20 protein-coding genes and 2 riboswitches are annotated in these 17,600 nt (G+C 43.7%); of the genes, 4 read left to right on the top strand and 16 right to left on the bottom strand.

Annotation, left to right across the window (positions count from 1 at the left end; translation table 11 throughout):
• Positions 1-235: 235 nt before the first annotated feature.
• The 16 genes from ACIQYG_RS19550 to ACIQYG_RS19475 form a co-directional block, all read right to left on the bottom strand.
• Positions 236-508, bottom strand: coding sequence for an HU family DNA-binding protein (locus tag ACIQYG_RS19550; RefSeq protein WP_098371861.1), 273 nt, complete (start codon positions 506-508; stop codon positions 236-238).
• A 149-nt stretch (positions 509-657) separates the two neighbouring features.
• Positions 658-2,169, bottom strand: coding sequence for a cobyric acid synthase (locus ACIQYG_RS19545; RefSeq protein WP_402841259.1), 1,512 nt, complete (start codon positions 2,167-2,169; stop codon positions 658-660).
• A gap of 13 nt (positions 2,170-2,182) precedes the next feature.
• Positions 2,183-2,719, bottom strand: coding sequence for a cob(I)yrinic acid a,c-diamide adenosyltransferase (locus tag ACIQYG_RS19540; protein WP_402841256.1), 537 nt, complete (start codon positions 2,717-2,719; stop codon positions 2,183-2,185).
• 14 nt (positions 2,720-2,733) lie between these two features.
• Positions 2,734-3,297, bottom strand: coding sequence for a nitroreductase family protein (locus tag ACIQYG_RS19535; protein WP_402841254.1), 564 nt, complete (start codon positions 3,295-3,297; stop codon positions 2,734-2,736).
• Positions 3,276-4,085 carry a uroporphyrinogen-III C-methyltransferase gene (gene cobA / locus ACIQYG_RS19530; RefSeq protein ID WP_402841251.1) on the bottom strand — a complete coding sequence of 270 codons (810 nt, stop codon included), beginning with the start codon at positions 4,083-4,085 and terminating at the stop codon, positions 3,276-3,278. The genes ACIQYG_RS19535 and cobA overlap by 22 nt, the downstream gene beginning before the upstream one ends.
• A 37-nt stretch (positions 4,086-4,122) precedes the next feature.
• Entirely contained in the window at positions 4,123-5,514 is a 1,392-nt protein-coding gene (locus tag ACIQYG_RS19525) for a cobyrinic acid a,c-diamide synthase CobB (RefSeq protein ID WP_402841249.1), read from the bottom strand.
• Positions 5,515-5,530: 16 nt separating this feature from the next.
• Positions 5,531-6,655, bottom strand: coding sequence for a cobalt-precorrin 5A hydrolase (locus ACIQYG_RS19520; RefSeq protein WP_402841246.1), 1,125 nt, complete (start codon positions 6,653-6,655; stop codon positions 5,531-5,533).
• Positions 6,652-7,428 carry a precorrin-4 C(11)-methyltransferase gene (gene cobM, locus ACIQYG_RS19515; RefSeq protein ID WP_402841243.1) on the bottom strand — a complete coding sequence of 259 codons (777 nt, stop codon included), beginning with the start codon at positions 7,426-7,428 and terminating at the stop codon, positions 6,652-6,654. The genes ACIQYG_RS19520 and cobM overlap by 4 nt, the downstream gene beginning before the upstream one ends.
• Positions 7,425-8,132 (bottom strand): precorrin-2 C(20)-methyltransferase, encoded by a 708-nt coding sequence (gene cobI / locus ACIQYG_RS19510; protein WP_402841240.1) that lies wholly within the window; start codon positions 8,130-8,132, stop codon positions 7,425-7,427. Before cobI ends, cobM begins: the two co-directional genes overlap by 4 nt.
• Entirely contained in the window at positions 8,125-9,339 is a 1,215-nt protein-coding gene (cbiE, locus tag ACIQYG_RS19505) for a precorrin-6y C5,15-methyltransferase (decarboxylating) subunit CbiE (RefSeq protein WP_402841626.1), read from the bottom strand. Before cbiE ends, cobI begins: the two co-directional genes overlap by 8 nt.
• On the bottom strand, positions 9,323-10,435 hold the full coding sequence (locus ACIQYG_RS19500; protein WP_402841237.1) for a cobalt-precorrin-5B (C(1))-methyltransferase: 1,113 nt from the start codon (positions 10,433-10,435) through the stop codon (positions 9,323-9,325). The genes cbiE and ACIQYG_RS19500 overlap by 17 nt, the downstream gene beginning before the upstream one ends.
• A gap of 6 nt (positions 10,436-10,441) precedes the next feature.
• Positions 10,442-11,089, bottom strand: coding sequence for a precorrin-8X methylmutase (locus tag ACIQYG_RS19495; RefSeq protein ID WP_402841234.1), 648 nt, complete (start codon positions 11,087-11,089; stop codon positions 10,442-10,444).
• A 12-nt stretch (positions 11,090-11,101) separates the two neighbouring features.
• Complete coding sequence (cobK, locus tag ACIQYG_RS19490; RefSeq protein ID WP_402841231.1) at positions 11,102-11,872, bottom strand: precorrin-6A reductase; 771 nt, start codon at positions 11,870-11,872, stop codon at positions 11,102-11,104.
• The gene (locus ACIQYG_RS19485; protein ID WP_402841229.1) at positions 11,869-12,801 is read right to left on the bottom strand and encodes a sirohydrochlorin chelatase; all 933 of its coding nucleotides are present in this window, start codon (positions 12,799-12,801) and stop codon (positions 11,869-11,871) included. The genes cobK and ACIQYG_RS19485 overlap by 4 nt, the downstream gene beginning before the upstream one ends.
• 18 nt (positions 12,802-12,819) lie before the next feature.
• Complete coding sequence (cobJ, locus tag ACIQYG_RS19480; protein WP_402841226.1) at positions 12,820-14,475, bottom strand: precorrin-3B C(17)-methyltransferase; 1,656 nt, start codon at positions 14,473-14,475, stop codon at positions 12,820-12,822.
• A gap of 14 nt (positions 14,476-14,489) precedes the next feature.
• Positions 14,490-14,858 carry a (2Fe-2S) ferredoxin domain-containing protein gene (locus tag ACIQYG_RS19475; protein WP_402841223.1) on the bottom strand — a complete coding sequence of 123 codons (369 nt, stop codon included), beginning with the start codon at positions 14,856-14,858 and terminating at the stop codon, positions 14,490-14,492.
• Between the two features lie 151 nt (positions 14,859-15,009).
• A riboswitch (cobalamin riboswitch) is annotated at positions 15,010-15,199 on the bottom strand.
• A gap of 201 nt (positions 15,200-15,400) precedes the next feature.
• Positions 15,401-15,596, top strand: a riboswitch (cobalamin riboswitch).
• Between ACIQYG_RS19475 and ACIQYG_RS19470 the strand changes: the two genes are divergently transcribed.
• From ACIQYG_RS19470 to cbiQ, 4 genes are all read left to right on the top strand, one after another.
• The gene (locus tag ACIQYG_RS19470) at positions 15,580-15,738 is read left to right on the top strand and encodes a hypothetical protein (protein ID WP_402841221.1); all 159 of its coding nucleotides are present in this window, start codon (positions 15,580-15,582) and stop codon (positions 15,736-15,738) included. It overlaps the preceding riboswitch by 17 nt.
• Positions 15,739-15,771: 33 nt before the next feature.
• Positions 15,772-16,515 (top strand): energy-coupling factor ABC transporter permease, encoded by a 744-nt coding sequence (locus ACIQYG_RS19465; protein WP_402841218.1) that lies wholly within the window; start codon positions 15,772-15,774, stop codon positions 16,513-16,515.
• 1 nt (position 16,516) lies between these two features.
• A complete protein-coding gene (locus tag ACIQYG_RS19460) occupies positions 16,517-16,828 on the top strand; it encodes an energy-coupling factor ABC transporter substrate-binding protein (RefSeq protein WP_095390296.1) in 312 nt (103 codons plus the stop codon).
• Positions 16,815-17,591, top strand: coding sequence for a cobalt ECF transporter T component CbiQ (gene cbiQ / locus ACIQYG_RS19455; RefSeq protein WP_402841215.1), 777 nt, complete (start codon positions 16,815-16,817; stop codon positions 17,589-17,591). Before ACIQYG_RS19460 ends, cbiQ begins: the two co-directional genes overlap by 14 nt.
• Positions 17,592-17,600: the final 9 nt, after the last annotated feature.

Below are 17,600 nucleotides of genomic sequence, written 5' to 3'. Positions count from 1 at the left end.
GGAACGCCCTAAATCCCTTCGATTGAAAACGGCACCAAATATACAAAAATATCCAATCATTAAAACTCCTAATGGCCTTTTCAAAATCGAATGGGTAACAAAATCGATTGTTTACCCTTTTCCAATTCAGTTAGCTTTTGGTAACTTAAGATTGATATTAGCCAGGTTAAACCGAATCAGTAAACAAAAAACCCTGGCGAATATTGCATCGCCAGGGTTTTTCTTCGTTCACCTTTTATTTTACAGCTTCTTTTAATTCCTTACCTGCTTTAAAAGCAGGTACTTTACTAGCTGCAATTTGTATTTCTTCGCCAGTTTGCGGGTTTCTACCTGTACGGGCAGCACGGTCACGCACTTCAAATGTACCAAAACCAACTAATTGGATTTTTTCTTCTTTAGCAAGTGTAGCCGTGATTGTTTCAAACAATGCATCCACTACTTTTTTTGCTTCGTCTTTTGTCAGTTCAGCCTGTGCTGCAACACTGCTCACTAATTCTGTTTTATTCATATGAACACCTCATCCTTTTATTTTGTATAAAATATGTAGAGAAGACAACATAACATATCTTGTATGCCTCTGTCACTTAATATGGCTAAATAAAAGGAATTGTAGCTCAAAATTGATCTTTTTTGAAGATAAAAGGGTTTTGATTAACATTAATTTTCTGCAGTTTCCAGCTGCAGCCATTGATAGATGGTATCCATATCAATGTTTTCTTCCAGATGGGATGCCAAGAGATTGTACGCTTCCTCTCTACGTTCCGAGTCGCTTTGAACGTTCTCCTTCACTTCATCCAACCCCTTGTCCCGTCGAATTTGGTTAACCAGTAATCTAGTGAACAGGCGATTATGGAATATCCCATGGAGATATGTTCCCATTACTTTGTTGTCATCGGAAATGGCTCCATCATCTCTTCCATCCTTCAATAAAAGAAAGGGCCTTACTTGTGTCTTCGTTCTGCCTAAATGTATTTCGAAACCTTTAAGATTCATTTGACTTTCCATTATCCCAGCAGAAAGGACACCTTCCATTTGTACCGTTTTCTTTTCTGCTTGAAATACGGTTTCCACCGGGAGAAGCGAGAGCCCATCTGCGTTCTCACCGTCACCTTCGATAGCGTCAGGATCGAAAAGTTTAGTCCCTAGCATTTGAAAACCGCCGCATATGCCAAAGATCATCGTTCCTTGTTTCCGCAGTTCATTGATGGCCCGATCCATCCCTATACGTTTCAACCACGCTAAATCTTCCATCGTGTTTTTTGTACCCGGCAAAATTAGCAGATCGGGATTACCTAACTCATGGACACTGCTTACCAGTCGGACACCTACTCCGGGTTCATCGAAAAAAGGGTCCACATCTGTAAAATTGGAGATCCGCGGAAACCTCAGGACGGCTACATCGATCGGAAACTCAGCCTTTTTAGGTTTTTTAAAACGTAAGGAAGAGAGGGCGAGTGAATCTTCCGCTTCAATATTCACGTCTAGATAGGGCAGCACCCCGAGAACCGGAATCCCGGTTTCCTTTTCCACCCATTCAATGCCATCGTCCAACAATTCACGCATGCCACGAAATTTATTGATGATGATCCCCTTTACACTATCTCGTTCATCTTGATCCAATAAGGCAAGTGTTCCAATGATGGACGCAAATACTCCACCACGATCAATATCGGCAACTAAAATGACAGCCGCATCCGTGAGTTTAGCCATTCGCATATTCGCGATATCCCGGTCCTTAAGGTTAATTTCAGCCGGACTTCCTGCCCCTTCGAGTACGATGATGTCATAGTCTTCCTGAAGTTTTTCGACCGATTTTTGGATGATGGGCATGGCTTCCTGGACAAATTGGGACCGATAGCTTTTTGCATTCATATCAAGAAAATGCTTTCCGTGCACGATGACTTCCGAAACCATATCCTGCTTCGGTTTCAGTAATATCGGATTCATATCGGTCGTTGCCGTGATCCGTGCTGCTTCCGCTTGTACTCCCTGAGCCCGTCCGATTTCACCGCCATCCAAGGTTACATAAGAATTCAAAGCCATGTTTTGTGATTTGAATGGTACGACACGTAATCCTTTATTGGAAAATACCCGGCAAAATGCCGTACAAATCAAACTTTTCCCGACATCAGATGACGTCCCTTGTATCATGATGGATCTTGCCTTCATTACGCTCACCCCCTTAAAACTCCAATCCTTTGACAGCGCCGATGCCCTCGTCATAATAATGCTTGGTCGCCTCAATCGATGAAACCAAATCGGCCATATCCATAAGCTCTGACTTGGCATCCCTGCCGGTAATGACTATATGCATATGAGCGGGACGATTTCGAATCGCATCGATGACTTCAGTCAATGGCAAGACATCTTCAATCGGGAATTTGGAAATCGCTAATGCATTGTTCAACTCATCCAAAACAAGTAAATCAATGCCGGGATCACTAAGGGCCAGTTTCGCCTTTTCCCAAGCCAACGATAATGCATTGCGATGCTCTTCTGGTGTTTTGGTCCATGTAAAACCAATACCTAGCTGTTCCATTTCAACTCCTAATTTTCTCAAAGCCAATGCTTCCCCATATGTTCGCTCTGGAGATTTTATGAACTGAAGGTATTTGACATTCATTCCTCTGCCGATTGCCCTTAAAGTCACCCCTAATGAGGCAGTCGTCTTCCCTTTCCCGTTTCCCGTATAAATAAGCATTAATCCTCTGCGTGCCACTCACTCACCTACCTTCATAGCCAAACTGTTTTTTCTATGTATGAAGTCCTTTTAGTAGCAGGAACCGGTTGATCTCCTTTAGGGTATCCGACAAAAATGGTGCCGATCACTTTTTTATTTTCCGGTGAACCGATAAACCCGTGCAGGCGTTCATCCCTGACAAGACCCACTCCTCTAGTGCGCCAAACGAATCCAAGACCAAGTTCTTTTGCCGCAAGCCACATCGAATGGACGGCACAACAAGAAGCGAATACATTGTCTTCGGATGAATCTGGATCATCAGGCAAAATATCAGAAGTCACGACAATGATAAGCGGTGTCGTCTTTACAACTTCCAATGAACTGTAAATCAATTTTGGTTTGGTCGGGAAGCGTTCATGTAAATACCTTTCTGCCAACCTTTCATAAAGTTGCTTCGCTTCTCCCTTGATTACATAAAAACTCCAAGGTTCACGCAATCGGTCGTTAGGGGCATAGGTAGCGGCATCCAATAGCTGCCTGATCTTTTCGTCTTCCACTTCTTTTTCTTCGTAATTCCTTATTGCCCTGCGTTCCTTCAATTCTTGAATGATGGACATTCCGACTCATTCCCTTCAATAATGGACTCTGATTCAATCACTCTTTCAAACCATTGGATTTTTTCTCTTAATTGGACGACATCCCCTACTAGAAAGATTGACGGATTTTGAATTTCTTCTTTTATAGCCTTCAAAGAAATCGAATTCAAAGTACCGGTAATCGTCCTTTGTTTATCTGTCGTGCCCCATTCAATGACAGCCACTGGCGTTTTGCCGTCCCTGCCATGCTCCATCAATTTTTCACAGATAAACGGCATATTACCTATTCCCATATAAAAGGCGATGGTATCGATGCCTTGAGCCAATGCCTGCCAATTCAGGTTATCCTGCCCCTTGTAATCACGGCCATGGCCTGTCACAATGGCATAACTTGAGGCATGATCACGGTGTGTTACCGGGATGCCCGCATAGGCCGGTGCTGCGATTCCCGCTGTGATTCCTGGGACGATATCATATTCAATCCCGTTAGCAGCCAGTATCTCCGCTTCCTCACCGCCCCGCCCAAAGACAAATGGATCCCCACCCTTCAGACGGGTGACGTTTTTCCCCTGTAAGGCTTTCTCCACTAAAAGTTCATGTATTTCATTTTGAATGAGATGATGTTTTCCTGGTGATTTCCCGCAATACACCAGTTCTGCATCTTCTTTTGCATAGTTTAATAGTTCTGGATTGACAAGCCTGTCATATGCAATGACATCCGCCTTTTGGATACATTCCAGTCCATATACCGTAATCAGTTTCGGATCTCCGGGACCCGCACCGACCAGATGAACTTTTCCCGGTTTCATGCTCGCGCCTCCTCTTAATCTTCAAAAATACCTTTTCCTAGTTGATAGTTTCATGGGTAGATCTGTTTTTTTGTTTTAAGCAAGCATCGATCCAGTTCTTTGCAAGCGTTGGATTGGAAGCAAAATGAAAGTGAGTATACCCAGCAACAAGGTTACCTAATACACATCCCTCTTGTTTCGAACCGAATCTGCCTTTGGCTTCATAGGCATGTGTAAGATCATCATCCGCTTCGAATGTCGAATAGTGGAATTCATGACCTTTTGCCTGCTCGATTTCATTGATCAAAAAATTGCCTGGTGTTCCTGTAATTTCACGATATCCAAGTGCTGCAAGTTTTTTCTGCATTTTAATCCTGCCCGGTATAATACCTGCCATCTGATGCGTTTCTCCGGAAGTCGTTTCAATCGATTTGCTCAAAAACATGAAACCGCCACATTCCGCTACAGTCGGCATCCCTTTTTCAATGGAGCTTCTGATGGATCTGATAGCACCCACGTTACTGGAAAGTTCAGCTGCAAATTCCTCAGGAAAACCGCCTCCAAGGTATAAACCATCAGCATCCGATGGAACTTCCTCTCCTTTTAATGGAGAAAAATACTTAATGTTCGCACCAAATGCTTCAAGCAATTCAAGGTTTTCCTGATAATAAAAATTGAAGGCTGCATCTTTTGCGACGGCAATGCACACGTCACTTTCATTTTGGTGTTGAAATATATTTGAGTTCCCACTGGAAACGGAGCTTGTCTTGGACAATCGGTACAACTGATCGATATCGATCGTTTCCATGACTAATTGTGCAAGCTTATCGAAAAACGGATTTAGTTCCCCGCGTTCAATGGCAGGAATTAAACCCAAATGACGGCTAGGAATATCAATATCCATTTCCCGCTTCATATAACCGAGCACCGGAACATCGCATTCTTGCTCAATGGCCGATTTGACAATTTTGTAATGCCCTGCACTTCCCACCTGATTGGCAATGACCCCAATGATGTTCGGACCGGTCGAAAACTCTTGAAATCCTTTTACAATGGCAGCTGCACTCCTTGCCATTCTGGCACAGTTGACTACCAACAGGACAGGGCTTTGCGTGATGATGCTGATTTCAGCCGTCGATCCTGTATTGGCTAAAGGACTTTTGCCATCGAAAAAGCCCATGACTCCTTCGATGATCGATATATCAGCTCCGGTGCCTGCTTTGTTAAGTATTTCCCGGACAGTGTCATGTTCGAACATCCAACTGTCAAGATTGCGTGAAATCCGACCTGTAACTGCGGTATGATAAGTAGGATCAATATAGTCTGGACCACATTTGAATCCTTGGACAGTATAGCCTTTCTTCTGGAGGGCTGCCATGATCCCGATGGTCAATGTCGTTTTACCGACCCCGCTTCCGGTACCCGCAATTACCAATCTTCTATCATTCATATTTGTTCCTCCCTCCTTAAAAAGGAATGATCCCCACTGATATGGTTACGTTCCCCGATTTTTTCTTAACAAGCTCCAATTGTTCAGCTTTAGTATAAATCCTCACTGCCGGTTCACTCACGCCATAAGCACCCGTGTATTTAAACACTGTATCGGACGGCGCTTCGATTTTGGCTTGATTAAGCTCTTCCGGTTCATAATGTACGAATTCCCAGCCGTATTTTTCAACTACTTCAATTAAGCCGATTTCGTCTTTCTTTATGGAAATTGTACAGATTGCTTTAACGCTTTTTAATGAAAACGATAATTCGGCTAGTGTTTCTGCAATCACCAGCTCAATTTCAGCAGCCGTCGTTCCCCTATTGCACCCGATACCGAGAGCAATGACTTTTGGACGATATACGATCCCATTTTCAAGGATCCTCGTTTCCGACTGGTTAAGCATGCGGTGAGTCACGACCAGAGCTGCTTGCGGCTTTGCTTGAAGCGCTTCTTCAATGGATGGGTATACGATTATTCGTTCAGGTAATGCCGTTTCATAAGGCCACCAGTTCCGTTCACCTGATTCCTGTACAACGGCAACATGCTCTTCATTTACAACGGATGCACTTACTGGCGTCAATTTTTCTGCGGAATCCCAAATCCAGCCGAAGCGCTGGCCGAATAAGTCAACAGGAATCGTTTTTTGTACATCCGAAGCCGTCGTGATTATTGCTCTTGCGTCAATGGCTGCAGCCACTTCCTTAGTCAGTTCATTTGCCCCTCCCAGATGCCCTGAAAGTACACTGATAACATTTTCCCCTTTATCATCAATGACTACGACACCTGGATCCGTTTTCTTATCCTTTAAAATTGGTGCAATCATCCTGACTACTGCCCCGAGTGAAATAATTAATATGATTCCTTTATATTCCTTGAATAAAGCTGGCAATAGCATACGGACACTGCCCGAAAAAAGCTGGATCTGTTTATGCTCTTCGTCCCCTTTTTCAAACTTGCTCATGTAATATAGATCGGAATTCGAAAAGACGGTATGTAATTTTCGTGCCAGCTCGACACCATGCTTTGTAATCGCCACGATCGCATAAGTATGGTACCGTTTAATGGGAGCAAGTTCCGCTTCTTTCAATTCAATGATCATGGTTTAACACCTTTTCTGAAACCGTGGGTAAAACTAGCATCATATAGTTTGGAACGGTATTCATCTTTATCATGGATGTTAGGGTCCAAAGCCCATCCAGCCAAAATCATCGCGTGCTTACGGATACCATTTTGACGCATGGCATCATCTAAGTTCACTAACGTGGTTCGAACGATTTTTTGGTCCGGCCATGTTGCCCGTTGAATGACCGCGACCGGTGTATCATCCTTCCAACCGGCTTCCTGGAGTTCTTTAACGATTTTTTTGGTCAAGGTCGCACTCAAGAAAAGGGCAATCGTACAATGATGACTTGCCAAATCACGTAACTTCTCAAATTCCGGAACAGGCGTACGTCCTTCCGCTCTCGTTAATATGAGTGTCTGGGTTAAATCAGGGATAGTCAGCTCTGCTCCTATCGCCGCTGCTGAGGCGAATACTGAACTCACGCCAGGAATCACCTCATAACCAATGCCCTCTTTCTTCAATAGGACAATTTGTTCCATGATTGCACCGTACATAGCAGGATCACCTGTATGGATTCTGGCAACCATCTTTCCTTCTTTAACACGATCAACCATGATGCCAACAATTTCTTCCAAATGCATTCCAGCCGTTTTCAGCACCTCGGCATCGGGTTTTGCCTTAGCAATCAATTCTTCATTCACTAATGAATCCGTATATAAAATTACATCGGCCGTTTGGAGAATGTTCAATCCTTTTACAGTAATCAAATCCGGGTCACCCGGGCCGGCACCTACAATATATATCTTCATTTTCTCACCACCATCAATGTTAAGTATTCTAGTTCAAGTCCTTCCAATTCACTCACTTTCCAAATCACTTCTTCATCGGAAGTGACTTTGGTTACGACCGAAGCCTTATCAAGCAAGTCCAAATCTTTTAAAACGGTGATCATTAAATCGATGACCTTTGCCACCTTGATGAAAACCACGGCATCATGATCTTCGATCGCCTTCTTCATCGCTTCATAATCATCCCTTGCAGGAACTATTGCAACATGATCATCACCATCAGCCAAAGCGATGCCCAGCCTTGACGCTGATCCATTAAAGGAAGAAATGCCCGGGACCGTCTTGATTTCGACTTCGGGATGCAACTCCTGCATCAATTTCATCATATGTATGAACGTACTATATAAAAGCGGATCGCCTTCCGTAACGAAAGCAACATCTTTACCTTCATTTAATTTTTGCCAAACTTTTTCAACCGTTCCGTTCCATTCCCGATCCAAAATGGCTTGATCTTTCGTCATCGGAAAAACAAGGCCCAGCATATCCTTCTCTTCAGGACGAATGTAAACTTCAACTATGCGATGGGCGTAGCTTTTACTCCCTTTCCTTTTTTTGGGATACGCAATGACCGGAGATTCCTGGATCACGCGAAATGCCTTTACTGTAATAAGCTCTGGATCGCCCGGGCCCACGCCTAGGCCATATAATGTACCAAGATTACTCATTCATGTCTTCCTTTCGTTGTGCAGTAATGATAAAAACCGGATTAAGCGGTACAAATCTGTTCATTCCCAATATTGGCTTACTTCTGGAGATTTGCGCATGCATGATGGCTGTGTGAAAACCAGCTTCCGCAAATGCCTCATTAGCCCGGTAAAGATTCTCGATCGTTGCGGCATTCAGAACGATCCTGCCGCCTTCTTTAAGCCGATTGCAGCAAATATTGATCAGCTCTCCCATTTCGCCGCCAGTCCCGCCAATGAAGATCGCATCAGGATCAGGAAAAGTTTCCAATCCCTGCGGGGCTTTACCATGAATCGCCGTAATATCGGTACGGAATTTACGTTGGTTTTGATAACAGTTTTCTAAATCAGGTTCATTTTTTTCAATTGCGAAAATTTGACCTTCGGATGCGAGCTTGGCGGCTTCAATTGCCATTGAGCCCGTACAGGTCCCAACATCCCAAACTATGCTGTTTTTCCTGAGATTCAACGCATGCAGGCTCAATACCCGAATTTCCTTTTTGGTTATGAGTCCTTTATCCGGCTTCCGCTGCGAAAATTCTTCATCTTCTATCCCCAAGGACCAGCTTGGACCTTCTGATTTCCTTTTCAAAATGACGACATTCAACGGGGAAAATTCCCGCTCCATCATTTCATCAAGTTCATACCAGCCAGAGTCTTCGCTTTCCCCTTGAAGGTTTTCAGCCACAAATGCCCGGTATTCCGTCATTCCGAATGAAAGGAGATATTTAGCCAGTTGATTGGGACTATTTTCACCGTCTGTAAGCAAGGCAACTTTCGCTTTTCCATCAATCCTTTGTGCCAGCCCTTTCATACTGCGGCCATGAATGCTAACCAGGAAGGCATCTTGCCAGCTTTCCCCCATTTTTGCAAAAGCAAGCTGAATTGAACTGAAGTATGGGTAAACCTCCATCTTGATTTTGCTGGAAAGATAGCCTCCCATTCCATAAAACAATGGGTCTCCGGAAGCTAAGACAACGGTTGGACGAATTTCATCCTGCAGTTGTTCCACCACCTTTTTCAAACCGCCCTTTATGACAATCTTTTTGCCAGAATAGTTCGGAAAGAAGGATAAAACCCGTTCACCTCCGACCAGCACTTCACTTTCTTCTATCCATTGGGCATATTGAGGCAGTAAGCTTTCCTGACCGTTATCCCCTATCCCGATTAATTTAATCGATTGACTCAATTCCAACAGCCCTTCCCAATAATTGTCCTTTTAACGAATAAATCGCCGTTTCCATTTCAATGCCGCCCTTCACTTGGTTTATCGCAGAGTGACAGCAGGATTCACATAATTTATTAAAAAAGTCAAAATTATTAATGGCTGACATCATATCCCCGACTTGTGACGCTGTATTTGCATTCTTGATTTCAAGTACGAGATCATCGTCAGCTCCGACGCTTTGGGCTATTTCCGATAGAAAACCAAAGTCGACCGGGGCACTTTTTGAATGCACCATCATCACACCTTGAGCCACTTTTGAGAATTTACCCATCATACCGACCAGTGATACCTTTTTAATTCCCTGCCTCTTACATTGCTTAAGTGAAAAGCCAACAAAGTCACCCATTTCAATAAAGGCTTCCTCAGGTAAGTCTTGAAGCAGGCCCATTGCATACTTTTCACTGCGCCCGCCAGTCGTTAAGACAAGATGATCACACCCGCTCGCTTTGGCGACACTGATAGCCTGGACGATACTTGCCATATAGGCGGAACTGGAAAAAGGGACGACAGTGCCCCTTGTTCCCAAAATGGAAATGCCTCCCACAATCCCCAAGCGGCCATTTAATGTTTTTTTCGCTATTTCTTCACCTGCAGGTACGGAGATGACGACCTTCACGCCTCTATTGACCTTAAATTCTTCCAGTGTTTGCTGCACAGTGGTTAAAATCATTTTGCGCGGTACAGGATTAATGGCCGCTTCCCCTACAGGAACGGGAAGCCCGGGTTTGGTCACACGACCAACTCCGGTCCCTCCATCCAGGAAAATCCCAGGTACATCCGACCAGCTGACAGTAGAGATAATATGTGCCAGATGGGTAGCATCGGGATCATCTCCGGCATCTTTAATCGTTTCTGCACTAACCGCATTTTCCGATATTTCATATTTCTCAATAGTGAAAGTGGCATCTCGGCCGATTGGCAAGGAAATGGTTGCCTCCTCAAGTGCATCCCCCGTGATCAAAGCGGTCAATGCCGCTTTGGTCACGGCTGTCGAACACGCCCCCGTCGTATAACCATGACGCATTTGTGAGGGGTCTTTTTTCACTTTCTTTTCCATGTTTTTTTACCTATCTGCTAAAAGGGAAATCGCGTTCAATGCTGCAACCGTGACAGTACTTCCACCTTTTCGGCCAATATTCGTAATGAATGGAACTTCTGTGATTTTAGCCAGTTCCTCTTTCGATTCTGCTGCAGAAACAAACCCAACAGGCATTCCAATGATTAAGTCCGGTTTTGCAATCCCTTCTTTAATAAGGCGAATGAGCTCAAGTAAAGCTGTAGGTGCATTGCCAATGGCATAAATGCCCCCTTCATTTTCCTTTACGGCTTTTTGCATCGAAATGATTGCCCTTGTCGTATTCAAACGTTTTGCCTCGACCATCACATCCGGATCTGAAATATAGCAATGAACGTCCCCGCCATGCTTTTGAAATCGTTTTTTGCCTGTACCGCTCTCGATCATTTGCACATCCGCAATGACATGTCTGCCTTTGCGAATGGCTTCCACACCAGCTTGAATGGCATTTGGATGGATGATGACACTTCTTCCCAATTCAAAATCCGCTGAAGCATGAATGACCCGGCGGACGATCTTCCATTCATCTTCAGAAAAATCATGATTGCCCATTTCTTCAGCTATGATCGAGAAGCTATAATCATATATTTTGTCTGGGTCCACCGTTAGTGGTTTAAAATCCGTTTTAAAGTCCATCTTGCATTCCTCCTAATTTTGATTTAGCTGTTTATTCAATTCGGCGATGACATGATCAAAACTTGAATGAACATTTTGATAGTCAACATCCGGTCGCGATATCATGATTGTCTCTATTCCACATTCCAAAGCGGCTTCCAATTTCTCATCAACCGCACCGACCTTGCCACTTTCTTTCGTTATCATCAATGTGACCCCATATTGTTCATATAGAGCTTTATTTAATTCTTTGGAAAATGGCCCTTGAATCGCAACGATATTTTTTTGTTCAATGCCCAGCTGCGCACATTTTTCCATATTGTCCATGCGAGGCAGCATTCTCGCTATGACTCTGGTATTCTCGAGCCCTACCAATTCTTTTGCGAACACGGCCAGGGTTTTACTTCCGGTCGTAAGCATGATGACCCCCCGTTTTGCTGCGGCAAGCTTGGCAGCTTCCTCATAATCACGGACGACTATCAATTTATCATTCTGAAACCGTTGACTTTCACGCTCATAACGAATATAAGGAACATTGGCTGCCTTTGCTCCGTTAAGGGCGTTTTTGGATGCTTCTTCGGCAAATGGATGACTTGCATCGACTACAGCCTGAAAACCTTTTGCAGTTATTAAAGATGTCATATCCTCTGCTGTTAATCGGCCAATCCGGGTGGATATGCCTGCATCTTGCAAACTTTTAGCTGCCGACCCGGTTACAACAGTTGCCAAAACCTTAAATCCCACCTGCTGCATCTCAACCGCTAATTCCCTTGCATCACTTGTACCCGCCAAGAACAAAATCATTTTGACGACCCCACCACTTGCCCATCATGATCATGATCGTGGTCATGGTCGTGGTCGTGATGATGGTCGTGATGATGGTCGTGACCGTGGTCGTGGTCATGATGGTGATGATGGTGAGCATGTCCATGTTCCTCGACATGTTTACGATAGTTTTCCAAATCACGTGCCCCGCTTGACCTGCCTTCACTGGCTTCAATAACTCGTTCTTGCAGAATGTTCTGTAATGTTGGATGATATCCAAAATACTTCGCTAAAATGAATTCTCGATCATGATATTGCTCTTGATAGCCTTTCAGCATATCCTCCATTCTTTCCATCAACACCCCAGTGAAGAGGAAATATGGCAGCATCACTATTTTTTTTGCCCCTAATCGGATGCATCGTTCAATACCTTCATCAACGTGCGGGTCCGTTACACCCATGAAGGCCGTTTCGACCCATTTAACGTTTAATTTTTCCCATAATAATCGTGAAATTTTATATATATCACTATTTGCATCAGCATCACTGCCACCTCGGCCAATTAGCAATATCGCTGTCTCAGAATGTTCAGAGGTCGTATCGAATCCCGCTTCCTCAAGACGGTCTGTCAGGATCGTCAATACATCATGGTGGACCCCGATCGTTTGGCCGTATGTGAATTTCACTTCTGGATACTTGGTTTTCCCATCCTCTATTTCAGCTGGGATATGTAATTTCGAATGTCCTGCATGCAACAAAATGATCGGAATGACGATAACTTCAGTAGCCCCTCGTTTTACACAATTATCAATGCCTTTGGATATATTCGGTGCCGCAAATTCCAAGAAGCACGTTTCTACAAGGAAGCGCTCATCCAATGCCGGAATCATATTTTCAATAAAATGAATGACTTCTTCGTTTCCCGAAGCCAAGCGGCTTCCGTGTCCTACAAACAAAACTGCTTTCATTTACTTTCCCCCTCTTGATTAGTCTTCACAAGGCGCAGGCTCTATGTTTATTTTGGGAGCGATGTCCTGATAAGAAAAATTCTGTATCTTTTTCGAACGTTTGAAGTATTTAAAAAGCCGCTCATTTGGATGGGCATTTTGCTTATACTCCCCGACAATGTCCATAATCAGTTCAACAAGCTGTTCCGGTTCAATGCCTTCCGCAACCGGCTGACCTGGATGGGCTGTTCTTCCAACCGGTTTAGCTCCAAGGAATAAGTCGAACTTCCCTTTTCGGAAGACAATCCCGATATCATCCATAACAGCACTGTAACACGCCATCCCACACCCATTAAAACCGATGTTCAGTTCCTTGGGCATTTTCATTCCGCCAAGCACCCGGTGTATTTCATCCGCATAAGGAATGGATTCCGCTTTTTCACCATCACAGAAATCACAGGCTTTTAATGTCAGTACATCTCCAATCGGCGATAATAAAAAGTTTGCTGATTGCAATTTCCCCGTAATGACTTCCGGATCCGTTGTCGGAATCTTTAATACGATTTTATGATTTGGCGTGTATTCCATCGTTCCCTTTTCCCCGACTACTTCCGCAAGAGTCATCATTTGTTTGGGAGTGAATTGTTTATTCGCCACACCTGGACTAACGGCAAGTTCGAATACCGACTCCATTTTTTGCTGAACAATTGGCTCAATGGATTGCTGAACGGTTTGACCCTTGACTCTTGACAGTGCTTCCATTGCCATTTCAAAGGAAGCTGGCTTCTTTTCTGGTGCTTTTGTAAGTAATCCAACTCCTCCAGCGGATTCGGTGAAGGCTTCTTGCACGGAATCGGCATCTTGATCTAATGCCCACGGTTCCGCTTCTTTTTGCAGACGCTGATGCGGCTTCAATGGTTGCTTTTCCGAATTCAACGTATATTTCCTCTGATAGCCTCTTGGTGTGATGATTTTGTCATCATATAAAAAGGTGGATGAATTACCGATGATGACGGTGGTCAACATTCCAATATCGTGATTCAACATATCTTTCAAATTGGTAATGACAATATCCTGCCTATCCCGATAAGCACTTTTCACCAACCCGACAGGTGTATCCGGCGAGCGGTAGCGAAGGAGAATTTTCTGTGTTTCAACAATTTGCCGGGTCCGCCTGCCGCTGCGCGGATTATACAGCGCAATGACAAAGTCTGCCATGGCAGCTGCTTCAACCCTTTTAGCGATCAGTTCCCAAGGAGTTAAATGATCACTGAGGCTGATCGTACACGAATCGTGCATGACTGGAGCCCCTAGTAAAGACGCACATGAGTTGATTGCAGAAATGCCAGGAATGACTTCAATGCCCACTCCAGTTTCTTCTTTCCAGCCTTTTTCAATCAATACTTCATAAACCAACCCTGCCATTCCGTAAACTCCGGCATCCCCACTGGAAATCACCGCCACTTTCTTTCCCAACTCCGCTTGTTTCACTGCTTCCTGTGCACGTGAGACCTCTTCGGTCATCCCCGTACTAATGATCGTTTGATCTGTAAGCAGTCCCTGAATGAGTTCAACATAAGTTTTATAACCAATGATGTAGTCACTTTCCTGAAGGGCTTCGACGGCACGTTTGGTAATGTGTTCAAAATTCCCTGGTCCAAAGCCCACGACGAATAATTTACCGTTTGTACTCATTAAGACATCTCCTTTTACGCTTTGTTCTTTGAAATACCCGTATGAGCTGGAAAATCTGGATTAGGGGTCATATCCCCGTCATTGAATTGGTAGATCATCTGTGGAACAAACCCACCATCATCGATATTATTGACGATCTGCCGGCCGAAATCGGGCGTTTCTACTCGATACCAGTTTCCTTGGGGATAGGCAATCACTACGCAGGCATCCTTACATCTTCCGTTACAGCGTGTCCTGGTTGTATGGATTTTCAGATCCAGTCCTTTTGAAGTAATTTCATCGCGAATCGCTTGGGTTACTTCTTCCCCGCCCTTTTTCATGCAGCTGCTCCCATTACAAATCAGCAGATGCGTATTTGTACCCGTCAAGTTCCAAGTAGTCATCTTCTTCCTCCTGAGTTCAGGGAAAAGGCAAAATAAAAAACCTTAACATTAAGAGTCAAGGTTTAAAAAACTATATGAATGAGGAGCTAAAGGCAAGTATGCCAAATCCTCCCAAAATCGTCATAGTCCTTCTACCTTTCCCTCCGAAAAGTATCATGCAATTTTAAAAGCAGGTTTCCTGGCTTACGCTTCATTTTACTTTGTCCCTTCCCGGCATCATGCCAGTGGCTATCGACAATTTCATCAGCGTTTACAGTAGCGGGGGCTGCATCGGATTTTCACCGATTTCCCTATTATCCCTTGCTTATTCACACAAGGGCACTTTTAAAATGAAATATTTGGTTTTATTACACATTTCTAACTAACATAATCTATCATATAACAACTTTATCAAAATTCAATAGTTTATTCCGACTGTTTAGAAAAGTTTAATAGTGTAAAACCAGTTACAATCCTTACCTCGCAACAAACTTCGGCCCGAAAAAAAAAGATAGTGTAGCTGGAATTATTTCTTTATGGTACACTATACGAGAATTTTCAAATAATTACATAAGTTTCATGGTGTTGAATTTTTCGGAATTCAGCTTAAAAGGGAAGCCGGTGAAAATCCGGAGCGGTCCCGCCACTGTAAAGGGAAGTTCCATTACTTTAACTTAAATCCACTGTCAAATGAGATGGGAAGGATGTAATGGGATGATGAACCAAAGCCAGGAGACCTGCCATGAAGCATGAAACTGTTTCAGCCTACGAGGATGGGCGTGCGGATCAGGCAGAATGGACCATGGTTGGTTCATGCTGCAAAATTCCTGTTCATTACGCACTTCTTTCCTTTGGGAGAAGTGCTTTTTATTTTGGGCGCCGCTTTTCTTCTCAAGATTGATCAGAAAAATTATAAGTGTTGAAAGGAGAAAGAATGAAAAGAACCAATTGGAAAACTATTTATTTTGTCATTTTACTGCTTTTTGTTCCAAAACGGGCATCGGCCATGCATATAATGGAGGGCTTTTTACCCATAGAATGGGCTATATTCTGGTGGGGTTTGACGCTTCCATTTTTAATCTTGGGTTACCGGTCCATTAGGTCCAAAGTAAGGGAAAACCCAGAAACAAAAATGATACTTGGCCTATCGGGCGCATTTGTATTTATATTATCGGCGCTAAAGATTCCTTCCGTTACGGGAAGTTCTTCGCACCCTACCGGAGTTGGTTTGGGTTCCATATTATTCGGACCATTGGCCATGAGTGTCGTTGGCTCCATCGTTCTGTTATTTCAAGCTGTTTTACTGGCTCACGGAGGATTGACGACATTAGGCGCCAATGCATTTTCCATGGCCGTTTGCGGACCGTTCATTGCATACTTTGTCTTCAAGGGCGCAACTAAATTGGGGTGGTCTTTTTCACTTGCCGTATTTTTGGCAGCTGCTTTTGGGGATTTGGGAACCTATGTGGTAACTTCCGTTCAACTTGCTCTTGCTTTTCCTTCCGAGGTAGGAGGATTCATGGCCTCTTTCAGTAAATTTGCAGGGATTTTTGCCCTGACCCAAATTCCCTTGGCAATCAGTGAGGGGTTATTGACAGTCGTCGTGATGAATTTCTTGAAAAAATACAATCTAGGCGAATTGAAATTGCTGCGAGTTTTATCTAAGGAGGCCCGTTAACATGAAAAAAAGTTTACTGCTGCTTTTCCTGGTCGTCATTCTTGCCACCATACCGTTAATCACCCAACAAGGAACGGAATTTGGCGGTGCAGACGGCGAAGCTGAAGAGGCCATCACTAAAATCCAGCCGGAATACAAGCCATGGTTCAACAGTATTTGGGAGCCGCCGGGTTCAGAAACCGAGAGCTTATTATTTGCGCTGCAAGCTGCAATCGGTGCTGGTTTCATTGGGTATTTCATAGGTGTAACGAGACAAAGGAATAAGCAAACCAAACAAGAAATCCCCGAAAAATCGAAGCATGTTACTCATTGATAAATATGCCTATTTCAATGGGCTAAAGGATGTACATCCGTTGGAAAAGATGGTTTTTGCACTCTCCCTTTTGCTATTTTCATTAACGGTAAGGGATATGGCCGTTTCGCTCATCACTTTTACGGTGATGAGCGCTTTAATCATTTTTGCGGCAAAAATCCCGCTTTCTTATTATTTTAAATTACTTCTATTACCGGGATTTTTTATACTATCAGGAACAATTACCATCCTTTTTTCTTTTACAAGTAAATTTACTTCGATTTCGGATTTATGGTGGTCCTGGAAGTTCGGGAACTGGCAAATATTCATCAGCGATGACAGCGTCAGTACGGTGGCCAATTTGATCACTGTCGTATTCGGCAGTATCAGCTGTTTATATTTCCTTACCTTAACTACACCCATTACAGTCATCCTATCCGTGCTGCGAAAACTTAAAGTGCCTTCCTTATTGGTCGATTTAATAGAATTGACCTATCGCTTCATCTTTATTTTTTTAGATACAGCTTTGGCCATTCACCAATCACAAGCTTCACGGCTGGGATATGGTTCGTTAAGGAAAGGCATTCGATCTCTCGGATTACTAATCTCATCATTATTTTTAGGAGTATTGCAGCGCTCTAGACAGTTGACGATGGCCATGAACGCGAGAGGCTATCAGGAGAACCTTTCTTATATCGAGGATACTTACGCCTATTCCTCACGCAATTGGCTGATCACGATTGTAATACTAGGAAGCTTAATCTTTATTAATGGATATTTGTAAATTGGAGGC

Origin of the sequence: Peribacillus sp. NPDC096622 (assembly GCF_044762665.1) — a bacterium.
GTDB lineage: Bacteria > Bacillota > Bacilli > Bacillales > DSM-1321 > Peribacillus > Peribacillus frigoritolerans_B.
The sequence above is the reverse complement of the archived record's forward strand: the minus strand, read 5'-3'. Positions and strand labels throughout refer to the sequence as shown.

Excerpts from the sequence above, each read along its gene's own strand:
- ACIQYG_RS19550 (WP_098371861.1), bottom strand. The coding sequence starts at position 508 with ATGAATAAAACAGAATTAGTGAGCAGTGTTGCAGCACAGGCTGAACTG.
- ACIQYG_RS19545 (WP_402841259.1), bottom strand. The coding sequence starts at position 2,169 with ATGAAGGCAAGATCCATCATGATACAAGGGACGTCATCTGATGTCGGG.
- ACIQYG_RS19535 (WP_402841254.1), bottom strand. The coding sequence starts at position 3,297 with ATGTCCATCATTCAAGAATTGAAGGAACGCAGGGCAATAAGGAATTAC.
- cobA (WP_402841251.1), bottom strand. The coding sequence starts at position 4,085 with ATGAAACCGGGAAAAGTTCATCTGGTCGGTGCGGGTCCCGGAGATCCG.
- ACIQYG_RS19525 (WP_402841249.1), bottom strand. The coding sequence starts at position 5,514 with ATGAATGATAGAAGATTGGTAATTGCGGGTACCGGAAGCGGGGTCGGT.
- ACIQYG_RS19520 (WP_402841246.1), bottom strand. The coding sequence starts at position 6,655 with ATGATCATTGAATTGAAAGAAGCGGAACTTGCTCCCATTAAACGGTAC.
- cobM (WP_402841243.1), bottom strand. The coding sequence starts at position 7,428 with ATGAAGATATATATTGTAGGTGCCGGCCCGGGTGACCCGGATTTGATT.
- cobI (WP_402841240.1), bottom strand. The coding sequence starts at position 8,132 with ATGAGTAATCTTGGTACATTATATGGCCTAGGCGTGGGCCCGGGCGAT.
- ACIQYG_RS19500 (WP_402841237.1), bottom strand. The coding sequence starts at position 10,435 with ATGGAAAAGAAAGTGAAAAAAGACCCCTCACAAATGCGTCATGGTTAT.
- ACIQYG_RS19495 (WP_402841234.1), bottom strand. The coding sequence starts at position 11,089 with ATGGACTTTAAAACGGATTTTAAACCACTAACGGTGGACCCAGACAAA.
- cobK (WP_402841231.1), bottom strand. The coding sequence starts at position 11,872 with ATGATTTTGTTCTTGGCGGGTACAAGTGATGCAAGGGAATTAGCGGTT.
- ACIQYG_RS19485 (WP_402841229.1), bottom strand. The coding sequence starts at position 12,801 with ATGAAAGCAGTTTTGTTTGTAGGACACGGAAGCCGCTTGGCTTCGGGA.
- cobJ (WP_402841226.1), bottom strand. The coding sequence starts at position 14,475 with ATGAGTACAAACGGTAAATTATTCGTCGTGGGCTTTGGACCAGGGAAT.
- ACIQYG_RS19475 (WP_402841223.1), bottom strand. The coding sequence starts at position 14,858 with ATGACTACTTGGAACTTGACGGGTACAAATACGCATCTGCTGATTTGT.
- ACIQYG_RS19470 (WP_402841221.1), top strand. The coding sequence starts at position 15,580 with ATGAAGCATGAAACTGTTTCAGCCTACGAGGATGGGCGTGCGGATCAG.
- ACIQYG_RS19465 (WP_402841218.1), top strand. The coding sequence starts at position 15,772 with ATGAAAAGAACCAATTGGAAAACTATTTATTTTGTCATTTTACTGCTT.
- ACIQYG_RS19460 (WP_095390296.1), top strand. The coding sequence starts at position 16,517 with ATGAAAAAAAGTTTACTGCTGCTTTTCCTGGTCGTCATTCTTGCCACC.
- cbiQ (WP_402841215.1), top strand. The coding sequence starts at position 16,815 with ATGTTACTCATTGATAAATATGCCTATTTCAATGGGCTAAAGGATGTA.